The sequence below is a fragment of the Mesorhizobium sp. P2_B5 genome (assembly GCF_056404775.1).
Genome location: NZ_JBFUDJ010000003.1, coordinates 377,460 through 402,774, shown reverse-complemented (window position 1 = coordinate 402,774; position 25,315 = coordinate 377,460). Strand labels below are relative to the sequence as shown.

General features: G+C 62.4%; 26 protein-coding genes. 14 read left to right on the top strand and 12 right to left on the bottom strand.

Features of this window, described 5'->3' with window-relative positions:
• Window positions 1–74: 74 nt before the first annotated feature.
• Both AC1D1N_RS14655 and AC1D1N_RS14650 read left to right on the top strand, forming a co-directional pair.
• Entirely contained in the window at window positions 75–1,142 is a 1,068-nt protein-coding gene (locus AC1D1N_RS14655; protein ID WP_477349288.1) for an aldo/keto reductase, read from the top strand.
• 52 nt (window positions 1,143–1,194) lie between these two features.
• A complete protein-coding gene (locus AC1D1N_RS14650; RefSeq protein ID WP_477349286.1) occupies window positions 1,195–2,460 on the top strand; it encodes a cysteine desulfurase-like protein in 1,266 nt (421 codons plus the stop codon).
• Between the two features lies 1 nt (window position 2,461).
• Here AC1D1N_RS14650 and AC1D1N_RS14645 read toward each other — a convergent pair whose 3' ends face one another.
• The 6 genes from AC1D1N_RS14645 to AC1D1N_RS14620 are packed head-to-tail and all read right to left on the bottom strand — an operon-like array spanning window position 2,462 to window position 8,506.
• On the bottom strand, window positions 2,462–3,490 hold the full coding sequence (locus AC1D1N_RS14645) for a histone deacetylase family protein (RefSeq protein ID WP_477349284.1): 1,029 nt from the start codon (window positions 3,488–3,490) through the stop codon (window positions 2,462–2,464).
• Window positions 3,487–4,014, bottom strand: coding sequence for an N-acetyltransferase family protein (locus tag AC1D1N_RS14640; RefSeq protein WP_477349282.1), 528 nt, complete (start codon window positions 4,012–4,014; stop codon window positions 3,487–3,489). Before AC1D1N_RS14640 ends, AC1D1N_RS14645 begins: the two co-directional genes overlap by 4 nt.
• Before the next feature lie 3 nt (window positions 4,015–4,017).
• Window positions 4,018–4,515 (bottom strand): 2-thiouracil desulfurase family protein, encoded by a 498-nt coding sequence (locus tag AC1D1N_RS14635; RefSeq protein WP_477349280.1) that lies wholly within the window; start codon window positions 4,513–4,515, stop codon window positions 4,018–4,020.
• Between the two features lie 35 nt (window positions 4,516–4,550).
• On the bottom strand, window positions 4,551–5,480 hold the full coding sequence (gene kce, locus AC1D1N_RS14630) for a 3,5-dioxohexanoate:acetyl-CoA acetone transferase (RefSeq protein ID WP_477349278.1): 930 nt from the start codon (window positions 5,478–5,480) through the stop codon (window positions 4,551–4,553).
• Between the two features lie 10 nt (window positions 5,481–5,490).
• Window positions 5,491–6,864, bottom strand: a complete 1,374-nt coding sequence (locus AC1D1N_RS14625; protein ID WP_436259752.1) for an aminotransferase family protein — start codon at window positions 6,862–6,864, stop codon at window positions 5,491–5,493.
• Window position 6,865: 1 nt separating this feature from the next.
• On the bottom strand, window positions 6,866–8,506 hold the full coding sequence (locus tag AC1D1N_RS14620; protein ID WP_436259753.1) for a N,N-dimethylformamidase beta subunit family domain-containing protein: 1,641 nt from the start codon (window positions 8,504–8,506) through the stop codon (window positions 6,866–6,868).
• A gap of 155 nt (window positions 8,507–8,661) precedes the next feature.
• Between AC1D1N_RS14620 and AC1D1N_RS14615 the strand changes: the two genes are divergently transcribed.
• The 3 genes from AC1D1N_RS14615 to AC1D1N_RS14605 all read left to right on the top strand — a co-directional run bounded on the left by AC1D1N_RS14615 (window position 8,662) and on the right by AC1D1N_RS14605 (window position 10,533).
• Window positions 8,662–8,910, top strand: coding sequence for a ParB N-terminal domain-containing protein (locus AC1D1N_RS14615; protein WP_008875526.1), 249 nt, complete (start codon window positions 8,662–8,664; stop codon window positions 8,908–8,910).
• A 138-nt stretch (window positions 8,911–9,048) separates the two neighbouring features.
• The gene (locus tag AC1D1N_RS14610; RefSeq protein ID WP_436259754.1) at window positions 9,049–9,534 is read left to right on the top strand and encodes an SRPBCC family protein; all 486 of its coding nucleotides are present in this window, start codon (window positions 9,049–9,051) and stop codon (window positions 9,532–9,534) included.
• A gap of 42 nt (window positions 9,535–9,576) precedes the next feature.
• Window positions 9,577–10,533 carry an alpha/beta fold hydrolase gene (locus AC1D1N_RS14605; protein WP_436259755.1) on the top strand — a complete coding sequence of 319 codons (957 nt, stop codon included), beginning with the start codon at window positions 9,577–9,579 and terminating at the stop codon, window positions 10,531–10,533.
• Between the two features lie 62 nt (window positions 10,534–10,595).
• On the opposite strand, the gene AC1D1N_RS14600 is transcribed toward AC1D1N_RS14605, so the two are convergent.
• Window positions 10,596–11,630, bottom strand: a complete 1,035-nt coding sequence (locus tag AC1D1N_RS14600; protein ID WP_477349274.1) for an isopenicillin N synthase family dioxygenase — start codon at window positions 11,628–11,630, stop codon at window positions 10,596–10,598.
• 192 nt (window positions 11,631–11,822) lie between these two features.
• On the opposite strand from AC1D1N_RS14600, the gene AC1D1N_RS14595 reads away from it, so the two are divergent.
• The 4 genes from AC1D1N_RS14595 to AC1D1N_RS14580 all read left to right on the top strand — a co-directional run bounded on the left by AC1D1N_RS14595 (window position 11,823) and on the right by AC1D1N_RS14580 (window position 14,430).
• Window positions 11,823–12,221, top strand: a complete 399-nt coding sequence (locus tag AC1D1N_RS14595; RefSeq protein WP_477349522.1) for a GFA family protein — start codon at window positions 11,823–11,825, stop codon at window positions 12,219–12,221.
• 118 nt (window positions 12,222–12,339) lie between these two features.
• Window positions 12,340–12,531: a hypothetical protein gene (locus AC1D1N_RS14590; RefSeq protein ID WP_112561471.1), complete on the top strand. Its 192-nt coding sequence runs from the start codon at window positions 12,340–12,342 to the stop codon at window positions 12,529–12,531.
• 156 nt (window positions 12,532–12,687) lie between these two features.
• Window positions 12,688–13,758, top strand: coding sequence for a glycoside hydrolase family 25 protein (locus AC1D1N_RS14585; RefSeq protein WP_436259757.1), 1,071 nt, complete (start codon window positions 12,688–12,690; stop codon window positions 13,756–13,758).
• A 168-nt stretch (window positions 13,759–13,926) separates the two neighbouring features.
• Entirely contained in the window at window positions 13,927–14,430 is a 504-nt protein-coding gene (locus AC1D1N_RS14580) for a DUF2314 domain-containing protein (RefSeq protein ID WP_436259758.1), read from the top strand.
• A gap of 4 nt (window positions 14,431–14,434) precedes the next feature.
• Here the strand turns inward: AC1D1N_RS14580 and AC1D1N_RS14575 are convergent, their stop codons facing one another.
• Window positions 14,435–15,379: a LysR substrate-binding domain-containing protein gene (locus AC1D1N_RS14575; RefSeq protein WP_112561474.1), complete on the bottom strand. Its 945-nt coding sequence runs from the start codon at window positions 15,377–15,379 to the stop codon at window positions 14,435–14,437.
• 103 nt (window positions 15,380–15,482) lie between these two features.
• Here AC1D1N_RS14575 and AC1D1N_RS14570 point away from each other — a divergent pair, with 103 nt between their 5' ends.
• From AC1D1N_RS14570 to AC1D1N_RS14560, 3 genes are read left to right on the top strand one after another with little or no spacing between them, the layout of a single operon-like run.
• Window positions 15,483–15,656, top strand: a complete 174-nt coding sequence (locus AC1D1N_RS14570) for a hypothetical protein (RefSeq protein ID WP_352559728.1) — start codon at window positions 15,483–15,485, stop codon at window positions 15,654–15,656.
• Window positions 15,657–15,696: 40 nt separating this feature from the next.
• Window positions 15,697–16,305: a class I SAM-dependent DNA methyltransferase gene (locus AC1D1N_RS14565; RefSeq protein WP_436259759.1), complete on the top strand. Its 609-nt coding sequence runs from the start codon at window positions 15,697–15,699 to the stop codon at window positions 16,303–16,305.
• Window positions 16,302–17,186 carry a DMT family transporter gene (locus AC1D1N_RS14560; RefSeq protein WP_436259760.1) on the top strand — a complete coding sequence of 295 codons (885 nt, stop codon included), beginning with the start codon at window positions 16,302–16,304 and terminating at the stop codon, window positions 17,184–17,186. Before AC1D1N_RS14565 ends, AC1D1N_RS14560 begins: the two co-directional genes overlap by 4 nt.
• Window positions 17,187–17,206: 20 nt before the next feature.
• Here the strand turns inward: AC1D1N_RS14560 and AC1D1N_RS14555 are convergent, their stop codons facing one another.
• Window positions 17,207–18,148 (bottom strand): phosphoribosylaminoimidazolesuccinocarboxamide synthase, encoded by a 942-nt coding sequence (locus AC1D1N_RS14555; protein ID WP_477349520.1) that lies wholly within the window; start codon window positions 18,146–18,148, stop codon window positions 17,207–17,209.
• A gap of 251 nt (window positions 18,149–18,399) precedes the next feature.
• Between AC1D1N_RS14555 and AC1D1N_RS14550 the strand changes: the two genes are divergently transcribed.
• A complete protein-coding gene (locus AC1D1N_RS14550; RefSeq protein WP_477349270.1) occupies window positions 18,400–19,374 on the top strand; it encodes a DUF3592 domain-containing protein in 975 nt (324 codons plus the stop codon).
• A gap of 24 nt (window positions 19,375–19,398) precedes the next feature.
• On the top strand, window positions 19,399–20,004 hold the full coding sequence (locus AC1D1N_RS14545; RefSeq protein ID WP_477349268.1) for a hypothetical protein: 606 nt from the start codon (window positions 19,399–19,401) through the stop codon (window positions 20,002–20,004).
• Between the two features lie 35 nt (window positions 20,005–20,039).
• Here AC1D1N_RS14545 and AC1D1N_RS14540 read toward each other — a convergent pair whose 3' ends face one another.
• The 3 genes from AC1D1N_RS14540 to AC1D1N_RS14530 all read right to left on the bottom strand — a co-directional run bounded on the left by AC1D1N_RS14540 (window position 20,040) and on the right by AC1D1N_RS14530 (window position 25,160).
• A complete protein-coding gene (locus tag AC1D1N_RS14540; protein ID WP_477349266.1) occupies window positions 20,040–20,246 on the bottom strand; it encodes a type II toxin-antitoxin system HicB family antitoxin in 207 nt (68 codons plus the stop codon).
• A 103-nt stretch (window positions 20,247–20,349) separates the two neighbouring features.
• Window positions 20,350–21,078 (bottom strand): hypothetical protein, encoded by a 729-nt coding sequence (locus AC1D1N_RS14535; protein WP_477349264.1) that lies wholly within the window; start codon window positions 21,076–21,078, stop codon window positions 20,350–20,352.
• Between the two features lie 302 nt (window positions 21,079–21,380).
• Window positions 21,381–25,160, bottom strand: coding sequence for a vitamin B12-dependent ribonucleotide reductase (locus AC1D1N_RS14530; protein ID WP_477349262.1), 3,780 nt, complete (start codon window positions 25,158–25,160; stop codon window positions 21,381–21,383).
• Window positions 25,161–25,315 lie beyond the last annotated feature (155 nt).

Below are 25,315 nucleotides of genomic sequence, written 5' to 3'. Positions count from 1 at the left end.
GAGCGCCTCTGCTTTGCCTATGGTGTGGCTTCCTTCCCGCGCAGCCGCGCAAAAATTCCCGCCGGAGAAATTACATGCACAAACGCCGTCTCGGTCGGACCGATCTTCTTGTTACCCAGATCTGCCTGGGGTCGATGACCTGGGGTCAGCAGAACACCGAGGCCGAAGGGCATGCGCAGATGAATCTGGCCTTTGAGCGCGGCGTGAATTTCATCGACACCGCCGAGCTCTACCCGATCCCGCCGAAAGAGGAGACGCAGGGGCGGACGGAGAGGTTCATCGGCAGCTGGATGAAGGCCAAGGGCAATCGCGACAAGGTCATCCTCGCCTCGAAAGTGGTCGGCCGCACCGCCAACCGCTGGTTTCGTGGCGACCGGCCGTCAAAACTGGTGCGCGCCGACATCTTTGACGCCATCGACAAATCGCTGGCCAAGCTCGGCACCGACTATCTCGATCTCTACCAGATCCACTGGCCGGAACGCGACATCCCCTGGGGCGCCAACCCGACCCGCGTCGGCGCCACGCCGCGCCGTGCCGACGCCGTTGGCGCGCCGGCCGGCGAGACGCCGATCGCCGAGACACTGGCCGTCTTCGAGGAGCTGGTGAAGGTGGGAAAGATCCGCCATCTCGGCCTGTCGAACGAAAGCTCCTGGGGCGTCATGCGCTTCATCGCCGAGGCCGACAAGGGCCTCGGTCCGCGCGTTGTCTCGCTGCAGAACGCCTACAATCTCGTCAACCGCACCTTTGAGGTGAACCTCGCCGAGGTCTGCGAACGCGAAGAGGTTGGCTTTCTCGCCTATTCGCCGCTGGCGCAAGGCTATCTCACCGGCAAATACGACCATGGCGCGCGCCCGCAAGGCTCGCGCTCACAGCTGTTCAACCGCGGCCAGCGTTACGAGACGCCGAATGCCGCCGAGGCGCAGCTCGAATACAATGAGCTGGCGCGCTCCTTCGGCCTCGAACCGGCGCTGTTTGCCAATGCCTATGTCGCCAGCCGGCCATTTGTTACCTCCAGCATCATCGGCGCGACGACGATTGCGCAGCTTGAGATGGCGCTGTCTTCAGCGGACGTGACGTGGACCGACGAGATGCAGAAGGCCGTCGACGCTATTCACCAGCGCGTCGGCAATCCGTGCCCATAGGCAAGCCGTTCAGACGCAATTGCCGAGCAAAGACAAGGGGAAGGGGACAGCAATGGATTTTCCGATCGAGACCGTCAGAGGGAAATTTCCGGCGCTGGACCTGACCGACAAAGGCCGCCGGCGCATCTATCTCGACAATCCGGCCGGCACGCAGGTGCCACAAGCGGTTGCCGATGCGGTGGCGCGCTGCCTCTTGACCACCAACGCCAATCTCGGCGGCTATTTCGAGACCACGCTTGCCGCGCAAAAGGTGGTTGACGACGCGCATGCGGCGATGGCCGATTTCCTGGGTGCGGCGAGCGCTGAGGAAATCATCATCGGCGCCAATATGACGACGCTGACCTATCACATGTCGCGCACGCTTGGCCGCGATTTCAAGCCGGGCGACGAGATCATCGTCACCCGCATGGATCACGAGGGCAACGTCTCGCCCTGGCTGCAACTGGCCGAGGACCTCGGCCTCGTCCTGCGCTTTCTGCCTTTCGACGAGGAAAGCTGGCAGGTCGAGGAGGCGGCGCTCAGCGCTCTGCTTACCGACAAGACGCGGCTGGTTGCGCTGAACTACGCCTCGAACCTCACCGGCTCGATCAACCGGGTCAAGGCGCTGACGGCGCTCGCCAAACAGGCCGGCGCGCTTGTTTATGTCGACGCGGTGCAGTTCGCGCCGCACGGCCTGATCGACGTGCAGGAGCTCGGCTGCGATTTCTTGGTCTGCTCCGCTTACAAATTCTTCGGCCCGCATATGGGCATCCTTTGGGGCCGCCGCGACGTCATCGACGCACTGAAACCCTACAAATGCCGCTGCTCGTCCAACGGCCTGCCGGAGCGTTTCGAACTCGGCACGCCGCAGATAGAACTGATGGCCGGGCTGACCGCCGCGGTCGACTATTTCGCCGATCTCGGCGCGGCTGCCGGTGAGAGCGGTTCGCGCAGACGCAAGATTGCCAAGGCATTCGAAGTCTCGATCGCTCATGAAAACCCGCTGGCGCTAAGGCTGATTGAAGGCCTGTCCGATATCGAGGGCCTGACCATTCGCGGCATCACCGATCCCAAACGTGTAAGCGAGCGCGTGCCGACGGTGTCCTTCACGGTCGACGGCATTGTGCCGGAGACGATCGTGCGGCAGCTGAATGCCGAAAACATCTTCCTGTGGTCAGGCCACAACTACGCCTGGGAGATCGTTCATCAGCTCGGCATTCCGGCCGAGCAAGGCGTCGTGCGCATCGGCATCGCGCATTACAACTCGGCAGCGGAGATCGACGAGACGCTGGAAAGCGTACATCGGATCATTGCCATGCTCAGGCAACAGCGAAGCTAACTCAGCGCTGCTTGCCGCCGAAACCGGTGAGGAATGCGGTGAGGTTGTCGCCGAGCGCGTCGCAGAGATAACCGCCTTCCTGCACGATCACCGTCGGCAGGCCGAGCTTGGCGATTGCCTCGCCGATGCGCGAGAAGCCGGGTGTGGTCACTGACAGTCCGCCGAACGGATCACCCTCGAACGCGTCGAGACCGAGCGCCACGACCAGCGCGTCCGGCGCGAAGGCGCGGATACGCTGGAACGCTACACCAAGTGCTTCGAGAAACGCCGCATCGGCGGATTTGCGCGGCAGTGGCAGGTTGAAATTATAGCCGAGGCCCGGCCCTTCGCCGCGCTCGTCGGCATGGCCCCAGAAGAACGGATAGAAGCGCACCGGATCGGCATGCAGCGACACCGTCAACACGTCGGGCCGCGCGTAAAAAATGCCTTGCGTGCCGTTACCGTGATGCAGATCGACATCGAGGATCGCTACCCGCGCTGCCTGCTTGCGCAACACTTGCGCCGCGACTGCCGAATTGTTGATGAAGCAGAAGCCGCCGGCGACATCGGCAAAGGCATGGTGGCCGGGCGGGCGGCAGAGCGCATAGGCGGCAGGCGCGCCTGATATCACCGCTTCGGCTGCCTCGACCGCGCTCCAGGCGCTCCACAGCGCGCTCTGCCAGGTCTCGGCCGAAATCGGGCAAGCGGTGTCGGCAATGTGGTAGCCGGCCTGGCCGACCGCCGAGGCCGGATAGGCGCCGTCGCGCGCTAACGGATGGATGTTGGGAATGACTTCCGCCGAAGCGCCTTCAATGCGCTGCCAGCGCGCGAAAATATGTTCGAGGAAGGCGAGATATTCGGGCGTGTGCACGGCCGCCACCGGCCCGAGGCCATGATCTCTGGGCCGTTCGATCGTCAATCCGGTAGCTCTTGCGCCGGCTAACAACCGTTCGGCACGCTCCGGCTGTTCGGGATTGGGTTGCGGCGCGCCGCTGGACAGGAAGGCCTTCGGGTCGTGGCGTTTTTGCTCCTCGGCAAAGAAGGCTTTCATTCCGTTTCCCCATCCTGCACTGCATCGGCAAAAGCGAAAAAGGCCTCGCCGACGATCTTCTGCGTCTGCTCGTAATGCGCCCAGCTAATGCCGAGCTTCTCATAAAACGCCTTGGCGCCATCATTATCGGCATCGACCGACAGCCTGAGATAGGCGCCGCCATCCCGGCGGCAGTCACGCGCGACCCGGCGCAACAGCTTTTCGCCAATCTTGCGGCCGCGAAAGCGGTCCTCGACATAGAGGTCCTGGATATAGACGCCGGGCCGACCCATCCAGGTTGAGAAGATCGGGAAATGCAGGCAGAGCCCGGCAAACTCGCCGCCGACTTCGGCGATCAAGGTGGAAAAGGCGGGTTTGTCGCCAAAGCCATAGCGACGGAAGTCCTCTGCGGTGGAGGTGATCTGCTGATGCCCGCCGGTATGGGCGCCGAAGCGCAGAAGCGCGGCGTGGATGGTGTCGACGTCGTCGATGGTGCCGGGCCTGAGGATGGTATCGCTGGTCCTGATCTGGATCTTCTCTGTCATGGATCAAGCCGCGGTTCCGGCTGTATCGTTCAGGAGATCGTCGAGTTCGCCGATAGTGTCTTCCGAAAAGACGCGAATACCGTTGGCTTCCAGGAGCGCGGTGGTCGTGCCGCGGCCGGCCACGCGGCTACCCGAAAAACTGCCGTCATAGACGAAGCTTGAACCGCAGGACGGGCTACCGTCGGTGAGAACCGCATAGCGGCATCCGGTTTCCCGGGCGAGTTCGAGAGCAAGCTGCCCGGCATCGAGATAGAGTGCGGTCACATCGTTTCCCGTCTGCTCGACCACATGGCCCTGGCCGTGCAGCACAGCACTGGCAGCGCCGCGAATTTCCGCCGGCGGGCGCGGCGTGGAGAAGCCTGCCGCAACCTCGGGGCAGATCTGCACGACCCGCCCTTCCGCCTGCCATCGCGTCAATACCGGATGGTTGTCGAGCCGGTAAGAGCCGTTGTAGCGGACGTGGCTGCCGAGCAGGCAGGCTGAGACCAGAATTCTTTCCATGTCAGCCTCCTTTTACCACGCGATCCGGTGCGCCCCTAGAAGGCTACCCGGTCGCCACCCTTCAGCGCCAGCATGTCGCGCGCCTCCGCCGGTGTGGCGACGTCCAGCGACAGCCCGTCGAGAATGCCGCGAATACGGCGCACCTGGTCGGCGTTGGATTTCGCCAGCTGGCGGCCGTCATAGAGGCTGTCCTCCAGCCCGACACGGACATTGCCACCCATCGCCGCCGCAATCGAGATCAGCGGCATCTGGTTGCGGCCGGCGGCGAGCACCGAGAATTGGTAGCTGTCCCCAAACAATTTGTCGGCGATGCGCTTCATGTGGATGAGATTGTCGGGATCAGCGCCGATGCCGCCCAGGATGCCGAGCACGAACTGGATGAACAGCGGCCCCGACACCAGCCCGCGATCGCGAAAATGCGCCAGCGAGTAGAGATGGCCGACATCGTAGCATTCGAATTCGAAGCGGGTGCCGCAGCCCTTGCCGAGCTTTTCCAGCACGCCTTCCATGTCGGCAAAAGTGTTCTTGAAGATGGTGTCGCGGGTGGCTTCGAGCAGTTTTGGCTCCCATTCGTACTGCCATTCGCGTGGCTTGCCGAGCATCGGGAACAGCGCAAAGTTCATCGAGCCCATGTTGAGCGAGCACATTTCCGGCTGGGCCCGCAGCGGTGCGGCCAGCCGCTGGTCCAGCGTCATCAGCGACGAGCCGCCGGTGGTGATGTTTATCACCGCATCGGTCGCCTGCTTGATGCGCGGCAGGAACTGCATGAACACATCCGGATCGGCGGTCGGACGTCCGTCCTTGGGATCGCGGGCATGCAGATGCAGGATCGAGGCGCCGGCTTCCGCCGCCGCAATCGCATCCGTAGCGATCTGGTCCGGGGTCAGCGGCAGAAAGGGCGACATGGACGGCGTGTGCACCGAGCCGGTGACGGCACAGGTGATGATGACTTTCCTCGGCGCCATCTTTTGTCCCTCAGCCTTCGACCGGCAGGTCAAGCTCGGCAGCCAGAACCTCCAGCGAGTCGCCGATGATGGAAATGATCTCGCCGACCTGCTCGGCCGTGACGATCATCGGCGGCGCAACCATGAAATTGTCGCCGTCGACACCGCCCTTGACCCTGCGGCCATAGATGATCAGCCCGCGTTCATAGGCGAGGTCGAGCAGCCGCTGGGTGGCTTTCTTGCCCTGATCGATCGGTCGCAGCGTATCGGGATCGGCAACCATCTCGGCGCCGGTGAGCAGGCCTTTGCCGCGCACGTCGGCGATGAACGGGAATCGCTTGGCCAGCCCCTTCAGTCCGTCCATCAGCACGTCGCCCATGGCGGCGGCGTTGGCGATCAGGTCGAGCCTGTCCATTTCGCCGAGCACGGCGAGCCCGGCCGCGCAAGCGAGCGGATTGCCGGCATAGGTATGGCCATGCTGGAAACCGCCTGAGGCCAGCAGCGGCTCTACCAGCCGCATCGGGGCGGCAAGCGCGCCGAGCGGCGCGTAGCCGGAGCCCAGCCCCTTCGACAGCGCGACAATGTCGGGCTTGCAGTTCCAGTGATCGCCGCCGAGGAATTTGCCTGTCCGGCCGGCGCCGCTCATCACTTCGTCATGGATGAGCAGGATGCCATAGCGGTCGCAGATCTCGCGGATACGCGGATAGTAGCTGTCCGGCGCCACCAGGGCGGAAGTTGCGGCACCGCCGATGGGCTCCATAATGAAGGCGAGCACGCTGTCCGGCCCCTCGGCCTGGATTTTCTCCTCCAGCATGTCGGCGTAGCGAACGCCACGCTGCTCCATCGAAAGATTGTCGCGGTCGCGCCAGGCCGTTGGTGCCGGCACGGTCGGCATCACCCGCATCATCGGCGTGAAGGTCTCGGCCAGCGCGTCGTCGCCGGTGATCGACAGCGAACCCAGCGTGCCGCCATGATAGGAGGGAAAGCGGGTGATCACCTTCCAGCGCTTGGGCTGGCCGGTAGCGACAGCCCATTGCCGCGCCAGCTTGATGCAGGCTTCCGTCGCTTCCGAACCGCCCGAGACGAAGAAGATGCGGTCCATGCCTTCGGGCAATTTGCCGGCGAGTTTCCGCGCCAGTTCTTCCGCCGGCTCGTTTTCGAAATGCAGCCGGTAGGCAAAGGTGGCGCGATCCATTTGCCGCTTCATGGCGTCCAGCACATTGCGGTTGGAATGGCCGATATTGGCGACCATCGGGCCACTCGATCCGTCGATGAAGCGACGGCCGTCCTGCGTCCACATGTAGATGCCTTCCGCACGGTCGATCAGCGGCCGGCGCAGGCTGGAGAGGTAGAACAGATGCGACGGCGCGCGCGCTTCTGTTACGGGGACGAAGGGCTTCTGCATGTCAGGTCTTTCCGAGATAGCGGTCGATTACATTCCTGGTCACGCGCTCGACCATCGGATCCTGCCTTAGCAGGCCGGCGACCCATTCGCAGCTTCCGGCGTGAAAGACCTCGCCCTTGCCGCGCGGGAAATTGACGATCATGCCATTGCCGCGTTTGACTTTTTCCAGATTGGCATCGCTTGGCTCGCCAAACAGCGTTTCGGCGGTGAAGCGGCCATCCTCATCGGTCAGAAACTGGTCCTCGATCGGGATGTCGGCGCTTTCCTCGACCTGGCTCGCCATGCCGACGGCCAGCACTTGCAAACCTTCCGGCGCGCCGCTGTCCGATGTCGGGTAGGGCAGGCCACCGCGGATCTCGAAATCGAGCCCGTCGACCTCATAGCCATAGACATGGCTGTCGGCGCCGAGCAGGTCGCCATAATAGATGCCGGTGCCGGCAAAGGCCCAGTGCTCGGGCCGGTAGACCGGAAAGCCGCGCACGCCGCGCGGCGCGCAGCCGCCCCAGCCGGCATAGACGCCGCGTGTGGCGTTGAGGCCGAAGGTCAGTGCACCGGGACGGCCGATCTCCGGTGCCTCCCAGGAATTGGTGGCGCGGGTCACGTCACCGCCCTGATAGGCGGGATCCTCGGCGCGCGCCCGGTATTTGTAGCAGACCTGCCGGCGGCCTTCGTCCTCAAGCCTCGTCTGCCACATGAAATTGCCGGCAAAGCGCGCCGCGTGGCCGCCACGCTCGACATAGGTGTCGACAGCGTCGCGCATTTCCCAGGTCCAGTATTCGTCATGGCCGACGAAAACGACGCAATCGTAGCCGTCGAGGATTTCGGGCGAGAAATGCAAATCGTGCTGGCTGGCGAGATCGACGCTGTAGCCGACGCGCTCGGCGAAACGGAAGAAGTGGCTGTCATAACTTGCCCAGCCGGAAGAGGTGTATTTCTTCGAATGTCCCGTGGCGAACGCCCATTCCATATGGGGATAGCGCGGCACGGTCTTTGGCGGCACCGCGACTTCCAGCGGCACGCGCGGCGCGTCCTTGGGCAGCACCACAAAACCGCGGCACCAGGGACGCTGCGTCGACACCATCGTAGCATATTGATTGCGGTTCGGCCCGGTGATGCCCTGATAGTGGTTGGAGCCGCCCCAGGTATTGTAGGAAAGCCAGGTTCCGGTCGCCGCCACCTGCAGCACCCGGCCGGGTTTTCTGCCGGGTAAGGGAGCGACAATAATGAGGTGGTGGCAAAGGATTGGCTTGCCGTCGCGGCCATCCACCGTCAGCGTGATGCGGTAAGCGCCGGACGGCCAGTCGTCGCCGATCCGAAATTCGAACGACGCCTCCCAGCCGCAGCCTTCGACCGAGCACTGGTCCGGCGTGTCCTGCCAGCGCGCCGACAGGCCCGTTTGCTCGAAGACCTTTGTCTCGGTGCTGCCGTCGCGAACGATGGCGAGGCTGAAGCGCGGCGCCGTCGAGTTGACATGCAGCGTCACGGTCTCACCGGCACGATACGAAAATCGGTCCGAATAGCACCAGATCTCGCCGCGCGCGCCGTCCATCCCTGGCCATTCGTAATAATGGCCGCGCACCGCCTCGCGGCGCTGCTCGGGCGTCAGTCCGAAATCGGGGAATTCGGTCGGCAACTGGGTCATGAACACCGGACAAGATCGAAGGCCGCCATTTCGGCCATCTGCCGGCCAGGCGTCAAATGGAAACGATCGGGCCAGCAATTGCTTAGCCGCTCTTGGCCGCACCCGGCAAACCGACTATCTCAGGCGAGGCGGTATTTTCCGTCTCGGGAGCCGGCATGCTGAGAGTGCAGAAGGTCAAGGTCGACGACATCTACGTGCCGACGGCGCGCAAGAAGACGCTGCATCCCGAAACGGTCCGGCATCTGGCCGAAGACATACTGGAAAACGGCATGAAGACGCCGATCCAGGTCCGCCATGACGGCAAGCGTCATATCCTGGTCGAGGGCCTGCACCGGCTGGAAGCCGCCAAATGGCTCGGCGAGACCGAAATCGACGCCTATCTGGTGCAGGCTAAGCGCCACTGAGGCGCATTCTGCGACCGATCAACAACAACCGACCGATCGTCGCTCCGCAGATTTTTTCGCGGACCGTGTCGGCATGTGGTGTGCTCGCTCGTCCTTGGGGCATAACCCAAATCCAGCCCACGAAAACGAGGAGATCCCATGACCACAAAGCTCGACATCGCCCCCGCCAACGACCGCGAACTGGTGCTTGGCCGCATCATCGATGCGCCGCGCCAGAACGTCTACCGCTGCTGGACCGAGCCGAAGCTGGTGACGCAGTGGTTTGCGCCCAAGCCGTGGACGGCGCCGCGCGCCGAAATGGATGTGCGCAGCGGCGGCTCCAGCCTGGTCGTCATGGCCGGACCCGACGGCAACGAGTTTCCCAATCCCGGCGTCTTCCTCGACGTCGTTCCCGGCGAAAAGATCGTCTTCACCGATGCCTACACCAGCGCCTGGGAGCCGTCTGAAAAGCCGTTCATGACTGTTGTGCTGACCTTCGAGGACGAAGGCACCGGCAAGACCCGCTACACCGCCCGGGTCAAGCACTGGAGCGCAGCCGACCGCGAGCAGCACGAGAAGATGGGTTTTCACGAGGGCTGGGGCCAGTGCACCGAGCAGCTCGAAGAACTCGCCAAGACCCTTTGAACCCGCAACCCCTTTTTGACCCGGACACCGGAGGAGACTGACATGTCCAGATCGACCCTTTTCGCCATTCTTGCCTCGGTTGCAGCCTTGTTCGCGGCACCCTGCCTTACCAACGCAGAGGAGACAAAGCCTGCCATGACGACCGAGACCAACGCACTGCCGAAGCCGGAAAAGTCCGGCCTGCTGCCGATCGACGGCCTGAATTACTACTATGCCGTCTATGGCAAGGGCGAGCCGCTGCTTCTGCTGCACGGCGGCCTCGGCACATCCGATATGTTCGCGCCGCTGCTGCCGAAACTGGCGGAAAACCGCACCATCATTGCCGTCGACCTGCAGGGCCATGGCCGCACCGCGCTCGGCGAACGGCCGTTCAGCCTGGAAGGGATGGGCGACGACATGGCCGCTATCGTCAAGACGCTCGGCTACGACAAGGTCGACGTGCTCGGCTATTCCTTGGGCGGCGGAGTCGCCTTCCGCATGGCCGTCCAGCATCCCGAAGCCGTGCGCCGGTTGGTTCTGGTTTCGACCGGCTTTTCTCCCAATGGCTTCTATGACGAGATGCGTCCGCAGCAGGCCCAGGTGAGCGCGGCGGCGGCCGATTTCATGAAGGACACGCCGATGTATAAATCCTACGTCGCCGTGGCGCCGCGTCCCGACGATTTCCCGAAACTGCTCGACGCGCTCGGCAATTTCATGCGCAAGGATTACGACTATTCCGCCGATGTGGCGAAGCTGAAGATGCCGGTCATGCTCGCCTATGGCGACAGCGACATGTACAAGCCAGAGCACGAGATCAAGTTCTACCAGATGCTCGGCGGTGGATTGAAGGATGCCGGCTGGATGCGCGAGAACCTGTCGCAGAACCGGCTGGCCATCATTCCCAACCGCACCCACTACGACGTCTTCTTTGCGCCGGAACTGACGGCCGCGGCGCTGCCGTTCCTCAACGGCGAAACCAAGGTAAAGACCTGGGACGAAGTCGTCAGCGAAACCGAGTAGGTCTGCCGGAAGTTGAAACCGGCCGTCTCCAGCGAGACGGCCGGTTTTTTGTGCCTGCGAAACTACGAAGCCTTGGCGCGGCGCGGCTCGCGCAAATGCTTGATGCCGCTCATCTCGACGAAATTCGTCGCCGACTCCCAGAGATAATCGCCATAGAGGAACGGTTCGAAGGGCGCCGCACCTGCCAGCGGCAGCGGCGCGATCTCGGCATCGACGCGCGGTTCGTAGAAGAACGGGATCGAATAGCGCGCCGTCTTCGGCGCGATCACCCGGTGCAGCGTCGCCCGCACCCGGGTGCCGGTCCAGCGCTCGAGCAACTGACCGAAATTGACCGCCAGCGTGCCGTCGGCGGGCGGCACGTCAATCCATTCGCCGGCAAGGTTCTTCGCCTGCAGGCCCTCGACGCCATCCTGCGCCAGCAGCGTGACGAAGCCGGAATCGGCATGTTCGCGCCCGATGATGGTGCGCGTCTCGCCTTTGTGGACGACCGAGAATTCCGGCCCGCTCAGATCGACGCCGCTGTTGGCATCGCGCAAGGGATAGCGGATCAACCGCAGCGTCGAGATGCCGCCATCGAAATCGGCATCGAAGATGGTTTCTGGTAGGCCGAGGCCGCGCGCGATCGAGCGCATCAGTGCGTTGCCGAGCGCTTCCATCGCCAGGTAGTAGTGTGCGGCAGCGTCGCGCCAGCCGGGCAACACTGCTTCGGCGGGCAAGGGCGTTGGCTCGCGCAGAGGATCATCCGCATCGTAGACGCCGGCGGTTTGCGCATGCGCAATGTCCGGCCCCATGTCGATGCCTTCCTTGCAGGAGACGGCAGTCGGCTGCAGCGGGAACCAGCCGCGATAGACGTTCTTTTTGGTGCGGTCGAAATTCCAGCGCAGCAGCTTTGCCTTTTCGGCGTCGGGCAAGGTAAAGATGTTGAGCAGCAGCAATCGCTTGTCCCGCGTCAGCCATTCGTCGCCCGGAAAATCCCGGATTGCCATGAAGCCGATGCCGGAGGCCGCGGCCAGGATCCGCGCGTCGGTGCTCTCGCGGCCGGGCGAGGGCGGCCCGAACAGATCCGCGACGGCAATGGTTTCGATGTCCTGCGCCATGGTTTCCTCCCGGACGGCCCAGCGACAAGACAGGCGCGGCGGCCGGCCGGCTGTCAATGCTTCGCCGCTGCCTCGGGTTGGGCCAACGGCAGGCCATCGGTCGTATCAGCGCAATCGATAGCGCCATCAGGGCTTTTCAATTGACCGAAAGCTGCCTGTCGATACTTTCAAAGACTTTCGGGGGTTCAGATGATGGCGAAATATGAGGGTGGGTGCCATTGCGGGGCAGTGCGCTACAGTGCCGAGGTCGCACCGGTCAACCAGCGCGTCTGCCATTGCCGGCGCTGCCAGAAGGTGATCGGCGCGGCCTTCAACGCGCGTTTGCTGTTTCGCATCGACGATGTCACGGTCGAAGGGCACGTGGCGACGGTCAACACCTCTCCGGACCTCATGCGCGGCTTTTGCGCCGCCTGCGGCACAACGCTGTTTTCCCGTCGCGATTCCGCGGGCATCGTCGGCATCACCACCGGCTCGCTCGACGATCCCTCGCTGTTCAAGCCGGAAATGCATATGTGGACTGCCTCGAAGCAGCCCTGGCTGCGGCTCGATGACGGCCTGCCACACTATGAAGGTGCGCCGCCTCCGAACTGATGCCGGCCTTACCAGAAAGTAATGCCGAAAACACGACATAGCCGGCAAAACGTCATTGGCGGGCCATGATTGCCTGCCTATCTATCGGCTGCGGGTCTGGTATTGGAGGAGACGATCGATGAGCGACAGAATCAACACCCTGGACGAGCTTTTGAGCGATCCGATGGTCCTGCTCGTGATGGAGCGCGACCGCGTACGCCCCGAACAGGTTCGCCTGCTGCTCGAACGAGCGCGTCGCCCTGCTGTTGACGCCGTGCCCCCCGCGCATGTGGTGGCCAAAAGCTGCATGCAGCAATGGCTGGGCAGGTAGGGGCTTCCCCCTTCTCCCACAGGGGGAGAAGGAACAGAGCCATTTCCTAACAACTTGATTCAATCTTTGTTGGTAATTTATCGTTAGTAATCGAAGCCGGTTTGTCCGGCGGCGTCTGTTTGCCCTCGGTCTGTTGTGTTTTGCGTACAGGTCCAGATGCGGATTTCAGGCGTCGTCGGTTTTATGGTGGCATCGCTGTGCCTAGCCGGCTGCTCGTCCACAGCGGGCGTCGATGCCTTGCAGCCGTCGAGCGAGACGACCAGTTCGGTCGTGCGGCCAAGAGCTCCGGTCGCGGCGGCTCCGGTGGAGACCGCCGACCTCGCGCCAATGCGGTCCGACATGGTGGCCGACAATGCCGTGGCCGACAATGCGCCGCCCTTCTCCATGGTCGAGGAAGAGGAGGCCATTGTCGCGGACACGCCTTCGGCCGATGGGAACACCAGGCCGCAGCTTGAGCCGGTAGCGCTGATGTCGCCGCCAAAGCGGCTGACGCGTGCGGCGCCGGCCATGCTGGCCTCGCCGGTGACCCGTTACGGCTTTCGCGATGCCAAGCCGATCAATTTCGGCAAGGCGTCGCCACGCTATCTCGCCGTGCACGGCGTCGACGTCTCGCGCTGGCAGGGCAACGTCAACTGGAGCAAGCTGCGCGCCCAGGGCGCCAATTTCGCCTACATCAAGGCGACCGATGGCGGCGACCATCTCGACCCGATGTTCATGAAGAACTGGCGCAATGCCGACGCCGCCGGGCTAAAGCGCGGCGCCTATCATTTCTTCTACTGGTGCCGCACCGCCGGCGAGCAGGCCGACTGGTTCATCCGCAATGTGCCGAAGATGGACGGCGCGCTGCCGCCGGTGATCGATGTCGAATGGAACGGCGAATCCTCCTGCAAGCGGCGGCCTTCGCGCGCCACGGTGTTGGAGAAGATGCAGGTGTTCATGGACAAGCTCGAGCGCCATTACGGCCAGCGGCCCATCATCTACACCAGCCCCGATTTCTACCGCGACAATCTCAGGGGCGCCTTTCCAGACTATCCGTTCTGGCTGCGCGCTGTGGCGCGACATCCCTCAAAAGTCTATCCCGGCCGCAAATGGCTGTTCTGGCAGTATTCCGGTTCCGGCCTGTCGCATGGCGTGTCCGGTCGCATCGACCTCAACGTCTTCCATGGCGACGAGCGCGCCTGGCGGGCATGGGCGGGCGGACAGACGACCGTCGCCGACGCCAACTGACGCTTCCCGCAGGGCTGGCGACAATGCCGCTGTAACCTGCGCCTGCGGCCATTGCGATGCCTTGGCTTGAATTTTCAGTGTCGCGCTAACGATCCGGTCACTCTGTCCTTTAGCGGTATCGCAACAGCCTTCCGGTAACGTGCGCGTGATCGGGTTTCGGAGGGGTCCATGCGCAATCCAATTGTGGCCATCGCTGTTGTGGCCGCTGTCGGCTACGGGTTTTTCAATTCGCTCGGGCATATGCCGGGTAGTGGCGACTCGCTGGCGGAGTCGAAGCAAAATGTCGTGTCCTATTCCACCGAGGACAAGGCGATGCAGGCTGCCAAGAACAGCGGCCGCTCTACCCTCAAGCGCTTCCACGAATTGATGGACGCTGGCACGCCCGGCACCTACACGGTGAAATTTCCGCTGACCCAGAACGGCGCCACCGAGCACATCTGGCTGCAGCTGGTCGGCTACAGCGACGGCTCCTATATCGGCCTGCTCGCCGACGTGCCGGTCAACGGCAACAAGTACAAGATGGGCGACAGGATGACGGTGACTGAGGCCGACGTCGAGGACTGGATGATCAAGAACGGCAAGGTGATCTACGGCGGCTACACCACGCGCCAGGCGCTTGCGGACATGCCGAAGGAACAGGTCGCAAAATACGGGCTGACCTTCAAGGATTGAGGACCTAGGCGCGGGCGAGCTCTATCGCCGCGCTTTGAGGGACATCGCGCCGTTCGTGCTCGCGTATCTCGGCCGTTTGCGCCAGCACCCAGTCGCGAAACACCTTGATCTTGGGGGTGTTGCGGCGGCTCTCCAGATGCACCAGCCAATAGCCGTCGCCATCCGATCCAAGCACGTCGAATGGCTGTACCAACTGGCCCTTTGCCAAAAGGGCGCTGTAGAGATTTTTGGTGAGGATCGCGGCGCCCTTGTCGGTCAGCGCCGCCATTGCATCATAAGCCTGCGTCCCCAGCTTCGGGCCCGCCATGATGCGATCGGGCTCGAACGGCACGCCGGCCGCCTCGAACCAGATTTTCCACCAGGGATCGTCGGCACAGCATAGCGGCACCTTGTAGAGATCCTCAGGGCGGTGGATGCCGCCGACGCTCTCGGCGAGCCTTGGACTGAGCATCGGCGTGTAGTCGGCCTTGAACAGATAGTGGGCCGTCAGGCCCGGCCATTTTCCACTGCCGGTGCGAATGCCGACATCCATGTCGCCGCGCGCGAAATCGACCAGCTCATGCGATGTATTCACCTTCACGGCAAGGTCGGGATGCATCAGCTGGAATGTTCCAAGCCACACGGCAAGCCAGTTCGTTGCGAAGGTTTCCATGGTGGTCACCGACAGCACGCCGGTCGCCCCGCCCTTGGTGGCGACCCATGCATCGGCCAGCGCCGAGAATGCGCCGGATGCGTGCGGCGCCAGCTGCTGTCCAGCCTCGGTCAAGGCGATCTGCCTTGTTTTTCTTATGAAAAGCGGCGTCCCGGCGCGTTCTTCCAGCACCTTGATCTGATAGGAGGCGGCTGACTGGGTCATGCCGAGTTCTTCGGCCGCCTTGGTGAAACTGCCAAGCCGCGCCGCGGCCTCAAACACCCGGATAGCCCCTAATGGCGGTAGTTCCCAACTCATGACGCATCAATACTCCTGATGCATACTACTAGACGTTCGATTGGAAACCAAGCCCGGAAAACGGCATGTTGTGTCCATCAGATCAACCCTGGAGGACACGGCAATGACCACCGCAACCGCTCTTTACAACACGCTTCGCCGCCCGGTGCTCGATCTCTTCACCGCACCGTTCAGGCCCCGCAAGCGCGGCCTGCTCGACCACCGCTCGCTGTCGGATCATTTCCTTAGGGATATCGGTATGCTTGACGGACGCGTGCCTCCCGGCACCATTCGCTAGGCAAGCTGTTTTGACCTGAAAAGATGCGAGGGAGGGAAAGATGACTGTGCTGTCCGAGAATCTGGCTAAGAGCCGCAAAACCATCAACGCCTATGAAGACTATGCCGAACGCTACGATGCCATCGTGCGGCATGTTCCCAACCAAAGAGAGCAGAAGTGGCTGAAGCGCCTTGTGGCGATCGCGGGCAAAGGCGGCCGGATTCTGGAAGTAGGATCGGGACCCGGATACGATGCGGACTTCGTCGAGGGGCTCGGTGTCCAGGTTCGACGCACCGACGCAACAAAGCGGTTTCTCGAGCTGCAGGCCGCACGCGGCAAGCACGGTGAGTTTCTCGATCTCATCACCGACGATCTCGGCGGCCCCTATGACGCGGTGCTGGCCCTGTGCGTACTGATCCATGTGCCACGCGAGCAGACCGACCAGGTGCTTGCCAAGATAGCCGGATCGCTGCGGCCGGGCGGCGCCTTCCTCGTATCGATGCGCATTGGCGATGGCGAGACGGGCGGCGAGTATCATACCGTCTACTGGCGCAGGGACGATTTTGCGGCCCGTCTCGAAAGCGCCGGGCTGGTCCTTGTCGGGGACGAATTCAACGTCGGCCGCGATCGCGAAGAATGGACCACCTTCCTGGCTGTGAGGCCCTCATGACTCGCCGCGGACTGCTGCTGTTTGCGCTGCTCAGCCTTTTGTGGGGCATTCCCTATCTGTTGATCAAGCTGGCGGTCGCCGAAGTGTCGGTGCCCTTCCTGGTCTTTGCCCGGACAGCCGTCGGTGCTCTGGTGCTGTTGCCCTTCGCCCTTGCCCAAGGCAGTTTCGAATGGCTGAAGACACAATGGCTTGCGGTCGCGGCATTCTGTGTGGTCGAGATGGTCTTGCCATGGGGGCTGATCACCCATGGCGAAGTCAGCATCGACAGTTCCACCGCCGGGCTGCTGATTGCCATGACGCCGGCCGTAACCGTCGCCCTCTCCAAGCTGATGGGCTCGGATGAGCGGCTTGGGATACGCCGCTGGCTCGGTCTTTTCCTCGGCTTTGCCGGTGTCTTTGTGCTGGCGTTGCCGACACTGGGTGGCGGTCTTCTCGCGGTCATCGAAATTCTTATCGCCGCGGCCTGTTATGCCTTGGGTTCGATCATCGCGTCGCGCTGGCTGAACGATGTGCCGGCCAGCGCGCTGACAGCTGTCTGTCTGATCGGGGCCGCCGTGATCTATGCCGTGCCGGCATCGCAGGCCTGGCCGACGGTCATGCCGTCGATGACGGCGGTGAGCGCGATCGTCGGTCTTGGCGTGTTTTGCACGGCGATTGCCTTCGCCACCTACTTCCTGCTTGTGCGGGAGATCGGCCCAGAGCGGGCAGTCGTCATCACCTATGTGGCGCCCGCCGTCTCGGTGGCAGCCGGCGTGCTCGTCCTCTCGGAGCCGCTCGATATCGGCATTCTGATGGCTTTCGCGCTCATCCTGTGCGGGTCGTATCTCGGAACGTGGCGCGCTCCGCAAGAACCGTCCGTGTCCGCGACCTCGGCAAGCTGATCAGCGGCAACCAGCCGCTGTCAGAAGTATGGCTTGAGGTTCTCGCGAATACGGTCCAGCACCGTCTTTCCCGAAGTATCGGCGACGAAGGTTTTGCCGGTGATGGTTTCATAGGCCTGGGTATAAACCCGCGACGTCTGCTCGATCAGCTCGGCCGGGATTTTCGGGATACGATCCTTGTAGGGATCGCAACGCGCCGTGACCCAGGCGCGGATAAAATCCTTGTCGAAACTCTGTGGCCGCTCGCCAGCCTCGAAACGCTGCTTGTAGCTTTCCGCGAGCCAGTAGCGGCTTGAGTCAGGCGTATGGATTTCATCGGCAAGGATGATGCTGCCATCCTTGTTCGTACCGAACTCATATTTTGTGTCGACCAGGATCAGGCCGCGTTGGGCGGCCAGCGCCTTGCCGCGCGCAAACAGCGCCAGCGCATAGCGCGAGACGGTGTCCCACTGCTCTTCCGACAACAGGCCGCGCGTCAGGATATCGTCGCGCGTCAAAGGCTCGTCATGCCCGCCATCGAGCGCCTTGCTGGTCGGCGTGATGATGGTCTGAGGCAGCTTTTCATTGTCGCGCAACCCGTCCGGCAGGCGGATGCCGTACATGTCGCGCTCACCGTTCTTGTATTTCGTCAGCACCGAAGTGCTGGTGGTGCCGGCGAGATAGTCGCGAACGACGATTTCCACCGGCAATATGTCGAGCCTCGTGCCGACAACGACATTGGGGTCGGGATAGTCGAGCACGTGGTTCGGGCAGATGTCGGCGGTTTCCTCGAACCAGTAGCGCGCCGTCTGGGTCAGCAGCTCACCCTTCAGCGGGATCGCGGTCAGGATCACATCGAAGGCGCTCAGCCGGTCGGTGGCGATGATGATCCGGCGGCCATCCGGCAGATCGTAATTCTCGCGGACCTTGCCTTTGTAGTGGTTCGGCAATTCCGGAATGAAGGCATCGGAGAGAACGCGCAGTGCTGTCATTTCGGTGTCGTGGCTCCCAACGACGTGAGTTTTCGGGGGCGACTATTAACAAAGTCGGTGGCGCTTCGATACCGAACAGACGGCAATCGCCTGTAGAAAAGCCCGCCAGCCCCTACGCCATCAATCGATCGGCCTGGCATGCCGCCATCCCGAACGTGCCGGATTTTGCGAATAAACAAGACATTGCCGTCGCTGTGCTGTCTATTTGAAGCTTCCTGCAATTCTGGGGGAGCGGGGAAGCGGTGGAACTGCAATTTCTGATCGTCGGGTTTGTCTGCGTGGTCGCGGCCGCGCTGTCGCTCATCACTTTCGTCAAATGGCGCGAGGTGCAGGCGATGAGCCACTGGCTGCCGACGCCGGGCAAGATCATCTCGTCGCGCGTCGAGGCGCGCAAGGTGAAGGTGTCGGGCGTCGGCGCCGACAGCGAGAAGGTCAGCGAAGTCAGGAATTTTCCCGCCATCACCTTCGAATACAAAGTGGCTGGCAAGAAATATCGCGGCTCGCGCTACAGCGTGAAGGAAAATCTCGGCAATTTCGAAGTCGATGAAACCCTGGCGCAGTTTCCGACAGGCGCCGAGGTGACGGTGTTTTATAACCCGGCCGACCCCAGCAAGGCGGTGATCGAGCGCACCTTGCCGGACGGCGCCTTCAAATTCATGGTCAAGCTGTCTGCGGGGCTGGTGATCGGTTCCGCGGTGCTGGTGTTTTCCACCGGTGGTGTTCTGAAGGCGATCAGGCCGTTCCTGCCCAAGCCGGAAAGCCTCGGCATCGCGATGGTTCTGTTTTTCATGGGCCTGTTCATCCTGCTTATGGGAATAGCCCAGAAGGTGCTTGCAAGGCGGGCGACAAAATGGCCGGTTGCCGCCGGCCGCATCGATGCTTCGGGACTTGAGACGGTCCGGATCGATGCCGGCTACCAACGCTGGCGCCGCGCCTTCCGGTCCCGCATCATCTACAGCTATGAGGTTGCCGGTCGGCGTTACAGCTCCAGCCACGTCACCTTCGGCGCCGCGGTCGCCGCCTCGCTGGCCGGCCTGGTTCGAGGCCAGTCGCAACGCTATGCCGAGGGCAGCAAGGTCGATGTGCACTATGACCCCGCCAATCCCGCCTCGGCCGTGCTCGAATGCAGGGTGCGCGGATTGTGGGTGCTTTGGGTCTGTTCGATCGGCTTTATTGGTGCTGCGGCCTGGCTGGTCGGGCTGGTGCCTTCACTTTGACAGGATGCAGCGATGAATAGCGCCATGAGGTCGATTGTCTGGGGCTGCGCCCTGTTTGCCTCCGCAGTGATATCAGCCGTGGCACGCGCGGACGAGCCTCCGCCATCGCGCCCGCCGATCGACAAATGCGTCTGGGAAAAACTGACCGACAAGACGGCCGGTCTGGCCGCCTGGGCGCAGCGCTGCGATTTCGGCTTCCGCCAGATCCATTTCGAATTCGTCGGCAACGCGCTCGCCATCAAATACAGCGATGGCGCCGCGCCCGATCCGCTGGTCGAGCTGTTCGACATCAAATCAGGCGAAACCGCCGAGGCTGCAGTGCTGCGCCTGTTGCTGGAAAAGACCGACAAATCAGTCAGCGCCCGCTGCGTGCTAACACCCTACACCGAGGGTGCCGTGCCCGCCGGCGTCAAACGCTACACATTCAGCCCCGGCGCAGCCTACGCCAAGGAATTGAAGGCACTCGCCAATGATGAGGTTCCGGAGCCGCCCTGCGGCGACTGGGGCGAAATGCCTGATGGCATCCAGTATTTCGAGGTGCCGGCGGGTGAGGGGCGGAGAGTGCTGTTCGTCCGGGTGGGTCAGGACGAACCGTTGTTTGATGAGCAGACGCTGCGGGTTTTGCCGTAGGAGGAAGACTGGCTCCCGACCGCGGCGTCCACCGTTTATGCCTCCACATACTCGGCCAAGCTGACGCCTTTGGGCACGTCCAGCCCATCGGCACGCAAGCCTTCGATGTGAAAGCGTATAGCGTCGCGAATTTCGGTTTCCACCTCAGGCACGGTCGCGCCCGTCGCAATGCACCCGGACAAGTCCGGCACATAAGCAGAGAAATTGTTGCCTGCTTTCTCAATCACTACCGCGTAGCGCATACAGTCACTCCTTCAACCGGACTGCTTGGGGATGTTACGGTGTTCCGGTGCCGCTTACCCTCTCCCACAACAAGGGGAGAAGATAAGCGCCACCGGGTGACTACTAATGCCGTTTCCGACTAGCCTCTTCGTCGGCAATTAGCCTCGCCCGAATTGACTGCCACCTATCTGCGATCTCTTGGCATGAGGCCGCCAGCAGCTTTCTGCGTTGGCTGAAGCTACCGGGTGCAGCGAAAATCTTCTGAGCGAACACATCAACTACAAAACAAAACTCTGCGCGTGGTTCTCCAGCATCTTCGAAACATTCCTCCGCGTACCAGTGGAGAAGTGCCCCATGCAGCGCCGAAGTCTCTGTCGACAATGGTAGTGTTTTGCAGAGATAAGGCTTGATCAAGCCAAACCCGACTTCCCTCTTTCCTGTCTGTGGTATCCTGACCGAGTTTGTCGGTCGAACGCTAACAGAGACACCGGCAAGAAGGAATTTTGGCTGGCTATCTGAAATGCCGTTCAATCTGGCAGCAGTAGGCAGCTTGTCCAAGCTCATAGTCCGGCAAAGCTCAATAGCGTCGTGAGCTGTAAGAAGCCTTTGTTCATCGTGCGAGGTAGCAGGTTGGCGCGACAACAAGGCCCTGTCGAGTTGAGACAGTCGGCTGTCATCCTGCCCGTGAGTTTCAATGAAATGCATCATTGCTCGCTCAATCTCGTTGTAGCGCGTATCGAGGAGGAAGTTCTTAGGTTTGATGATGTCTTCAATGATCGCGGTTCGCCGCGTGGAGCGAGCGAAACAATATTCAACCAACTTATTGGCGCTAATTTTCGGTTCGATCTTCATAACGAAAAAGCCCTTTCCGGAGCAGTTAAAGTCACACTAGCTGCCGATGCCTTCTCGACTCTCAGATCAGAATCTCCATATAACAACCTTGCTACAGGAGATGGGATTCCGATCTCGTCGCCCCGCGTGGGCTTCGGCTTATTCGCGGTATCAAAGGCCGACCCGAAAGGGGCGGCCTTTGGTGTTTTGAGGAATGTCACATAAAGACATCCTTATGCGCTGTACCCTTTTTGTTCCTCTTACCATTTCGGCCCGATCTTGCGACCGGGCCGATGACGTTGCGTTTCAGCAGCTCGACTTCCTCAGCTGCACCCGCTCGTGGCGCCGCAGGTATCGCACTTCTCGCAGGTCCCGTTCCGCACCATGGTAAAGTTCTGGCACTCGGAGCAGGAGTTGCCGGTGTAGCCTTGCAGCAGTGACTTGGCGCGGCGGTCGGCGGCGAGTTTCTTTGCCTCGGCCGCTTCATTGGCCGCGGCATCGGTGAAGAGTGCTGCGGTGGCGTCGGTGGAAGCTGCGTCCACAACCTCCTCGAAGGCGATGTCCTCGGCCAATTCCTTGGCCCGCTCCTCATAGTCGCGCTTGTAGGCGACCGCCTCGTCGCTGGCCGGCTTCAGCGCCAGCACGTTGGAGCCGGAGAAGGCGGTGGGTGCGGAGCGGGCAGGGGTGCCGGCGCCGGCAAAGCCTTTCGGCTCGCTGCCGGTCACCCGCGACACCAGCTTCACCGGCGAGGCGCCACGGGTCAGGCCCTTGGAGACCGCGTCCGTCTTGCCTTCGCTGATGCCGCGTCCCAGTGCCGTGTTGGAAAAGTCCGACTGGTCGACATGGGCGAGGTCGTTGCGGCCGAGATAGGAGATGGCGAGCTCGCGGAACACGTAGTCGAGGATCGACGTCGCGCTCTTGATGGCGTCGTTGCCCTGTACCATGCCGGCCGGCTCGAACTTGGTGAAGGTGAAGGCGTGCACATATTCGTCGAGCGGCACGCCGTACTGCAGGCCGAGCGAGATGGCGATGGCGAAGTTGTTGAGCAGGCCGCGCAGCGTGGCGCCTTCCTTGTTCATGTCGATGAAGATCTCGCCGAGACGGCCATCGTCATATTCGCCGGTGCGCAGGAAGATGGTGTTGCCACCGATCTTGGCCTTCTGGGTGTAGCCCTTGCGGCGTCCCGGCAGTTTTTCCTGCTCGCGCGACACGCGCTCGATGATGCGCTCGACGATCCGCTCGGTGATCTGCGCCGCGCGCGCCGCCGCCGGCGCCGCGATCAGCTGCTCGACCGCATCGTCCTCGTCATCCTCGCTGTCGGCGAGCAGCGACGAATTCAGCGGCTGCGAAAGCTTCGAGCCGTCGCGGTAGAGTGCGTTGGCCTTCAGCGCCAGCTTCCACGACAGCATGTAGGCGCCCTTGGCGTCTTCCACCGTCGCATCGTTGGGCATGTTGATGGTCTTGGAGATGGCGCCCGAGATGAAGGGCTGTGCGGCCGCCATCATCTGGATGTGGCTGTTGATCGAAAGCGAACGCTTGCCGATCTTGCCGCACGGGCTGGCGCAATCGAACACGGCGAGGTGTTCAGGCTTGAGGAACGGCGCGCCTTCCAGCGTCATCGCACCGCAGACATGGATGTTGGCGGCCTCGATGTCCTTCTTGGAGAAGCCCAGCGCCGGCAGCATCTCGAACGAGAAGTCGTTGAGCTGCTCGTCGGTGAAGCCAAAGGTCTCCTTCACCCAGTCGGCGCCGAGCGTCCACTGGTTGAAGACGAACTTGATGTCGAAGGCCGACTTCAGCGCCGCATTCAGCGCGGCGATCTTCTCGTCGGTAAAGCCCTTGGCCTTGAGCGAGCCGGGGTTGACCGCCGGCGCCTGGTTCATGTTGCCGTGGCCGACCGCATAGGCCTCGATCTCGGCGATCTGGCTTTCGGAATAGCCGAGCGTACGCAGCGCTTCCGGAACGGCGCGGTTGATGATCTTGAAGTAGCCGCCGCCGGCGAGCTTCTTGAACTTCACCAGCGCGAAGTCGGGCTCGATGCCGGTGGTGTCGCAATCCATGACCAGACCGATCGTGCCGGTCGGCGCAATCACGGTCGCTTGCGCATTGCGGTAGCCATGCTCCTCGCCGAGCTCGATGGCACGGTCCCAGGCGGCCTTGGCATGCGTGGCCAGATCCTGCTGCTTGAGGTCGGAAGCGACCAGCGGCACGGGGTTGACGGCGAGCTTCTCATAGCCGCCCTTTTCGCCGTAAGCGGCGCGACGGTGGTTGCGCATGACGCGCAGCATGTTCTGCGCATTGCGGTCGTAGTCGGCGAAGGCGCCGAGTTCCGACGCCATCTCGGCCGAGGTGGCATAGGCAATGCCGGTCATGATGGCGGTGAGCGCGGCGCAAATGGCGCGGCCCTCGACGGAGTCATAGGGAATGCCCGACGTCATCAGCAGGCCGCCAATGTTGGCGTAGCCGAGGCCGAGCGTGCGGTATTCGTAGGACTGCTTGGCGATCTCCTTCGACGGGAACTGCGCCATCATCACCGAGATTTCGAGAACGACGGTCCACAGCCGCACCGTGTGCTCATAGGCGGCGATGTCGATCGTGCCGTCGGCATTGCGGTAGGGCAAAAGGTTGATCGAGGCGAGGTTGCAGGCCGTGTCGTCGAGGAACATGTATTCCGAGCACGGGTTGGAGGCCCGGATCGCACCGGCCGAAGCGCAGGTGTGCCAGTCGTTCATCGTCGTGTTGAAATGCAGGCCCGGGTCAGCCGACGCCCAGGCGGCGTAGCCGATCTTTTCCCAGAGGTCGCGCGCCTTGAGCGTCTTCAGCACCTTGCCATCCTTGCGGGCGGTCAGGTGCCAGTCGGCATCGTCCTCGACGGCGCGCAGGAAATTGTCCTTCAGCGACACCGAATTGTTGGAGTTCTGGCCGGAGACGGTCAGGTAGGCATCCGAATCCCAGTCGGTGTCGTAGGTCTTGAACGACATCGAGGTGTAGCCCTGCTTGGCGAACTGGATGACGCGGTAGATGTAGTTCTCCGGCACGGCCGACTTCTTGGCCGCCTTGATCTCGCGCTTCAGCGCGGAGTTGAGCGCCGGGTCGAAGCAATCGTCGGCATTGCCTTCGCAATTGATGCAGGCCTTCATGATAGCTTCGAGATGCTTCTTGACGATCTTGGAGCCGGTCACCAGCGAGGCGACCTTCTGCTCTTCATTGACCTTCCAGTCGATGAATTCCTCGATATCGGGGTGGTCGGCGTCGACGATGACCATTTTTGCGGCGCGGCGCGTCGTGCCGCCCGACTTGATGGCGCCCGCCGCGCGGTCGCCGATCTTGAGGAAGCTCATCAGGCCGGACGAGCGGCCGCCGCCCGACAGCTTTTCGCCTTCGCCGCGCAGCAGCGAGAAGTTGGAGCCCGTGCCCGAGCCGTATTTGAACAGGCGCGCTTCACGCACCCAAAGGTCCATGATGCCGCCTTCGTTGACGAGATCGTCCTGCACGCCCTGGATGAAGCAGGCATGCGGCTGCGGATGCTCGTAGGAGGATTTCGACTTGGTCAGCTTGCCGGTGAACGGGTCGACATAATAGTGGCCCTGGCTCGGACCATCGATGCCGTACGCCCAGTGCAGGCCGGTGTTGAACCATTGCGGCGAGTTCGGCGCCACGCGCTGGGTGGCCAGCATGTAGGCAAGCTCGTCGCGGAAGGCGAGAGCGTCGTCTTCCGACTTGAAGTAGCCGCCCTTGTAGCCCCAGTAGGTCCAGGTGCCGGCCAGCCGGTCGAAAACCTGGCGGGCGTCGATTTCGGAGCCGTAGCGTTCGGCTTCCGGCAGTTTCGCCAGCTCGGCCTCGTCGGCAACGGAGCGCCACAGGAAGGAGGGGACGTCGTTCTCCTCGACCTTCTTCAGACGCGCAGGCACGCCGGCCTTGCGGAAATACTTCTGCGCCAGGATGTCGGCGGCAACTTGGGAGAACTGCGCCGGCACATCGATGTTATCGAGACGAAACACCACCGAGCCATCCGGATTCTTGATCTCCGAAAGCGCCTTGCGGAATTCGATCTCCGCATAGGCTGATTGTCCTGGCTTGGTGAAGCGACGCTCGATGCGCATTGGTCCGGTCCCTTTGTGTCTATATATAGCGCTTTTCCCCTGGGATTTCTGCCCCACAAGCTGAAAAACGCAGTCCGCCGTTTGCCGGCATTGCGAGCAACGCCGGCACTCTCCTTTTCGCAAGTGCCGGCATGCAGACAGCAATACGCCTTTCC

What these genes read in the sequence shown, in the direction of transcription:
- AC1D1N_RS14655 (WP_477349288.1), top strand. Translation starts at nt 75, where the DNA reads ATGCACAAACGCCGTCTCGGTCGGACCGATCTTCTTGTTACCCAGATC.
- AC1D1N_RS14650 (WP_477349286.1), top strand. Translation starts at nt 1,195, where the DNA reads ATGGATTTTCCGATCGAGACCGTCAGAGGGAAATTTCCGGCGCTGGAC.
- AC1D1N_RS14645 (WP_477349284.1), bottom strand. Translation starts at nt 3,490, where the DNA reads ATGAAAGCCTTCTTTGCCGAGGAGCAAAAACGCCACGACCCGAAGGCC.
- AC1D1N_RS14640 (WP_477349282.1), bottom strand. Translation starts at nt 4,014, where the DNA reads ATGACAGAGAAGATCCAGATCAGGACCAGCGATACCATCCTCAGGCCC.
- AC1D1N_RS14635 (WP_477349280.1), bottom strand. Translation starts at nt 4,515, where the DNA reads ATGGAAAGAATTCTGGTCTCAGCCTGCCTGCTCGGCAGCCACGTCCGC.
- kce (WP_477349278.1), bottom strand. Translation starts at nt 5,480, where the DNA reads ATGGCGCCGAGGAAAGTCATCATCACCTGTGCCGTCACCGGCTCGGTG.
- AC1D1N_RS14625 (WP_436259752.1), bottom strand. Translation starts at nt 6,864, where the DNA reads ATGCAGAAGCCCTTCGTCCCCGTAACAGAAGCGCGCGCGCCGTCGCAT.
- AC1D1N_RS14620 (WP_436259753.1), bottom strand. Translation starts at nt 8,506, where the DNA reads ATGACCCAGTTGCCGACCGAATTCCCCGATTTCGGACTGACGCCCGAG.
- AC1D1N_RS14615 (WP_008875526.1), top strand. Translation starts at nt 8,662, where the DNA reads ATGCTGAGAGTGCAGAAGGTCAAGGTCGACGACATCTACGTGCCGACG.
- AC1D1N_RS14610 (WP_436259754.1), top strand. Translation starts at nt 9,049, where the DNA reads ATGACCACAAAGCTCGACATCGCCCCCGCCAACGACCGCGAACTGGTG.
- AC1D1N_RS14605 (WP_436259755.1), top strand. Translation starts at nt 9,577, where the DNA reads ATGTCCAGATCGACCCTTTTCGCCATTCTTGCCTCGGTTGCAGCCTTG.
- AC1D1N_RS14600 (WP_477349274.1), bottom strand. Translation starts at nt 11,630, where the DNA reads ATGGCGCAGGACATCGAAACCATTGCCGTCGCGGATCTGTTCGGGCCG.
- AC1D1N_RS14595 (WP_477349522.1), top strand. Translation starts at nt 11,823, where the DNA reads ATGGCGAAATATGAGGGTGGGTGCCATTGCGGGGCAGTGCGCTACAGT.
- AC1D1N_RS14590 (WP_112561471.1), top strand. Translation starts at nt 12,340, where the DNA reads ATGAGCGACAGAATCAACACCCTGGACGAGCTTTTGAGCGATCCGATG.
- AC1D1N_RS14585 (WP_436259757.1), top strand. Translation starts at nt 12,688, where the DNA reads ATGCGGATTTCAGGCGTCGTCGGTTTTATGGTGGCATCGCTGTGCCTA.
- AC1D1N_RS14580 (WP_436259758.1), top strand. Translation starts at nt 13,927, where the DNA reads ATGCGCAATCCAATTGTGGCCATCGCTGTTGTGGCCGCTGTCGGCTAC.
- AC1D1N_RS14575 (WP_112561474.1), bottom strand. Translation starts at nt 15,379, where the DNA reads ATGAGTTGGGAACTACCGCCATTAGGGGCTATCCGGGTGTTTGAGGCC.
- AC1D1N_RS14570 (WP_352559728.1), top strand. Translation starts at nt 15,483, where the DNA reads ATGACCACCGCAACCGCTCTTTACAACACGCTTCGCCGCCCGGTGCTC.
- AC1D1N_RS14565 (WP_436259759.1), top strand. Translation starts at nt 15,697, where the DNA reads ATGACTGTGCTGTCCGAGAATCTGGCTAAGAGCCGCAAAACCATCAAC.
- AC1D1N_RS14560 (WP_436259760.1), top strand. Translation starts at nt 16,302, where the DNA reads ATGACTCGCCGCGGACTGCTGCTGTTTGCGCTGCTCAGCCTTTTGTGG.
- AC1D1N_RS14545 (WP_477349268.1), top strand. Translation starts at nt 19,399, where the DNA reads ATGAGGTCGATTGTCTGGGGCTGCGCCCTGTTTGCCTCCGCAGTGATA.
- AC1D1N_RS14540 (WP_477349266.1), bottom strand. Translation starts at nt 20,246, where the DNA reads ATGCGCTACGCGGTAGTGATTGAGAAAGCAGGCAACAATTTCTCTGCT.
- AC1D1N_RS14535 (WP_477349264.1), bottom strand. Translation starts at nt 21,078, where the DNA reads ATGAAGATCGAACCGAAAATTAGCGCCAATAAGTTGGTTGAATATTGT.
- AC1D1N_RS14530 (WP_477349262.1), bottom strand. Translation starts at nt 25,160, where the DNA reads ATGCGCATCGAGCGTCGCTTCACCAAGCCAGGACAATCAGCCTATGCG.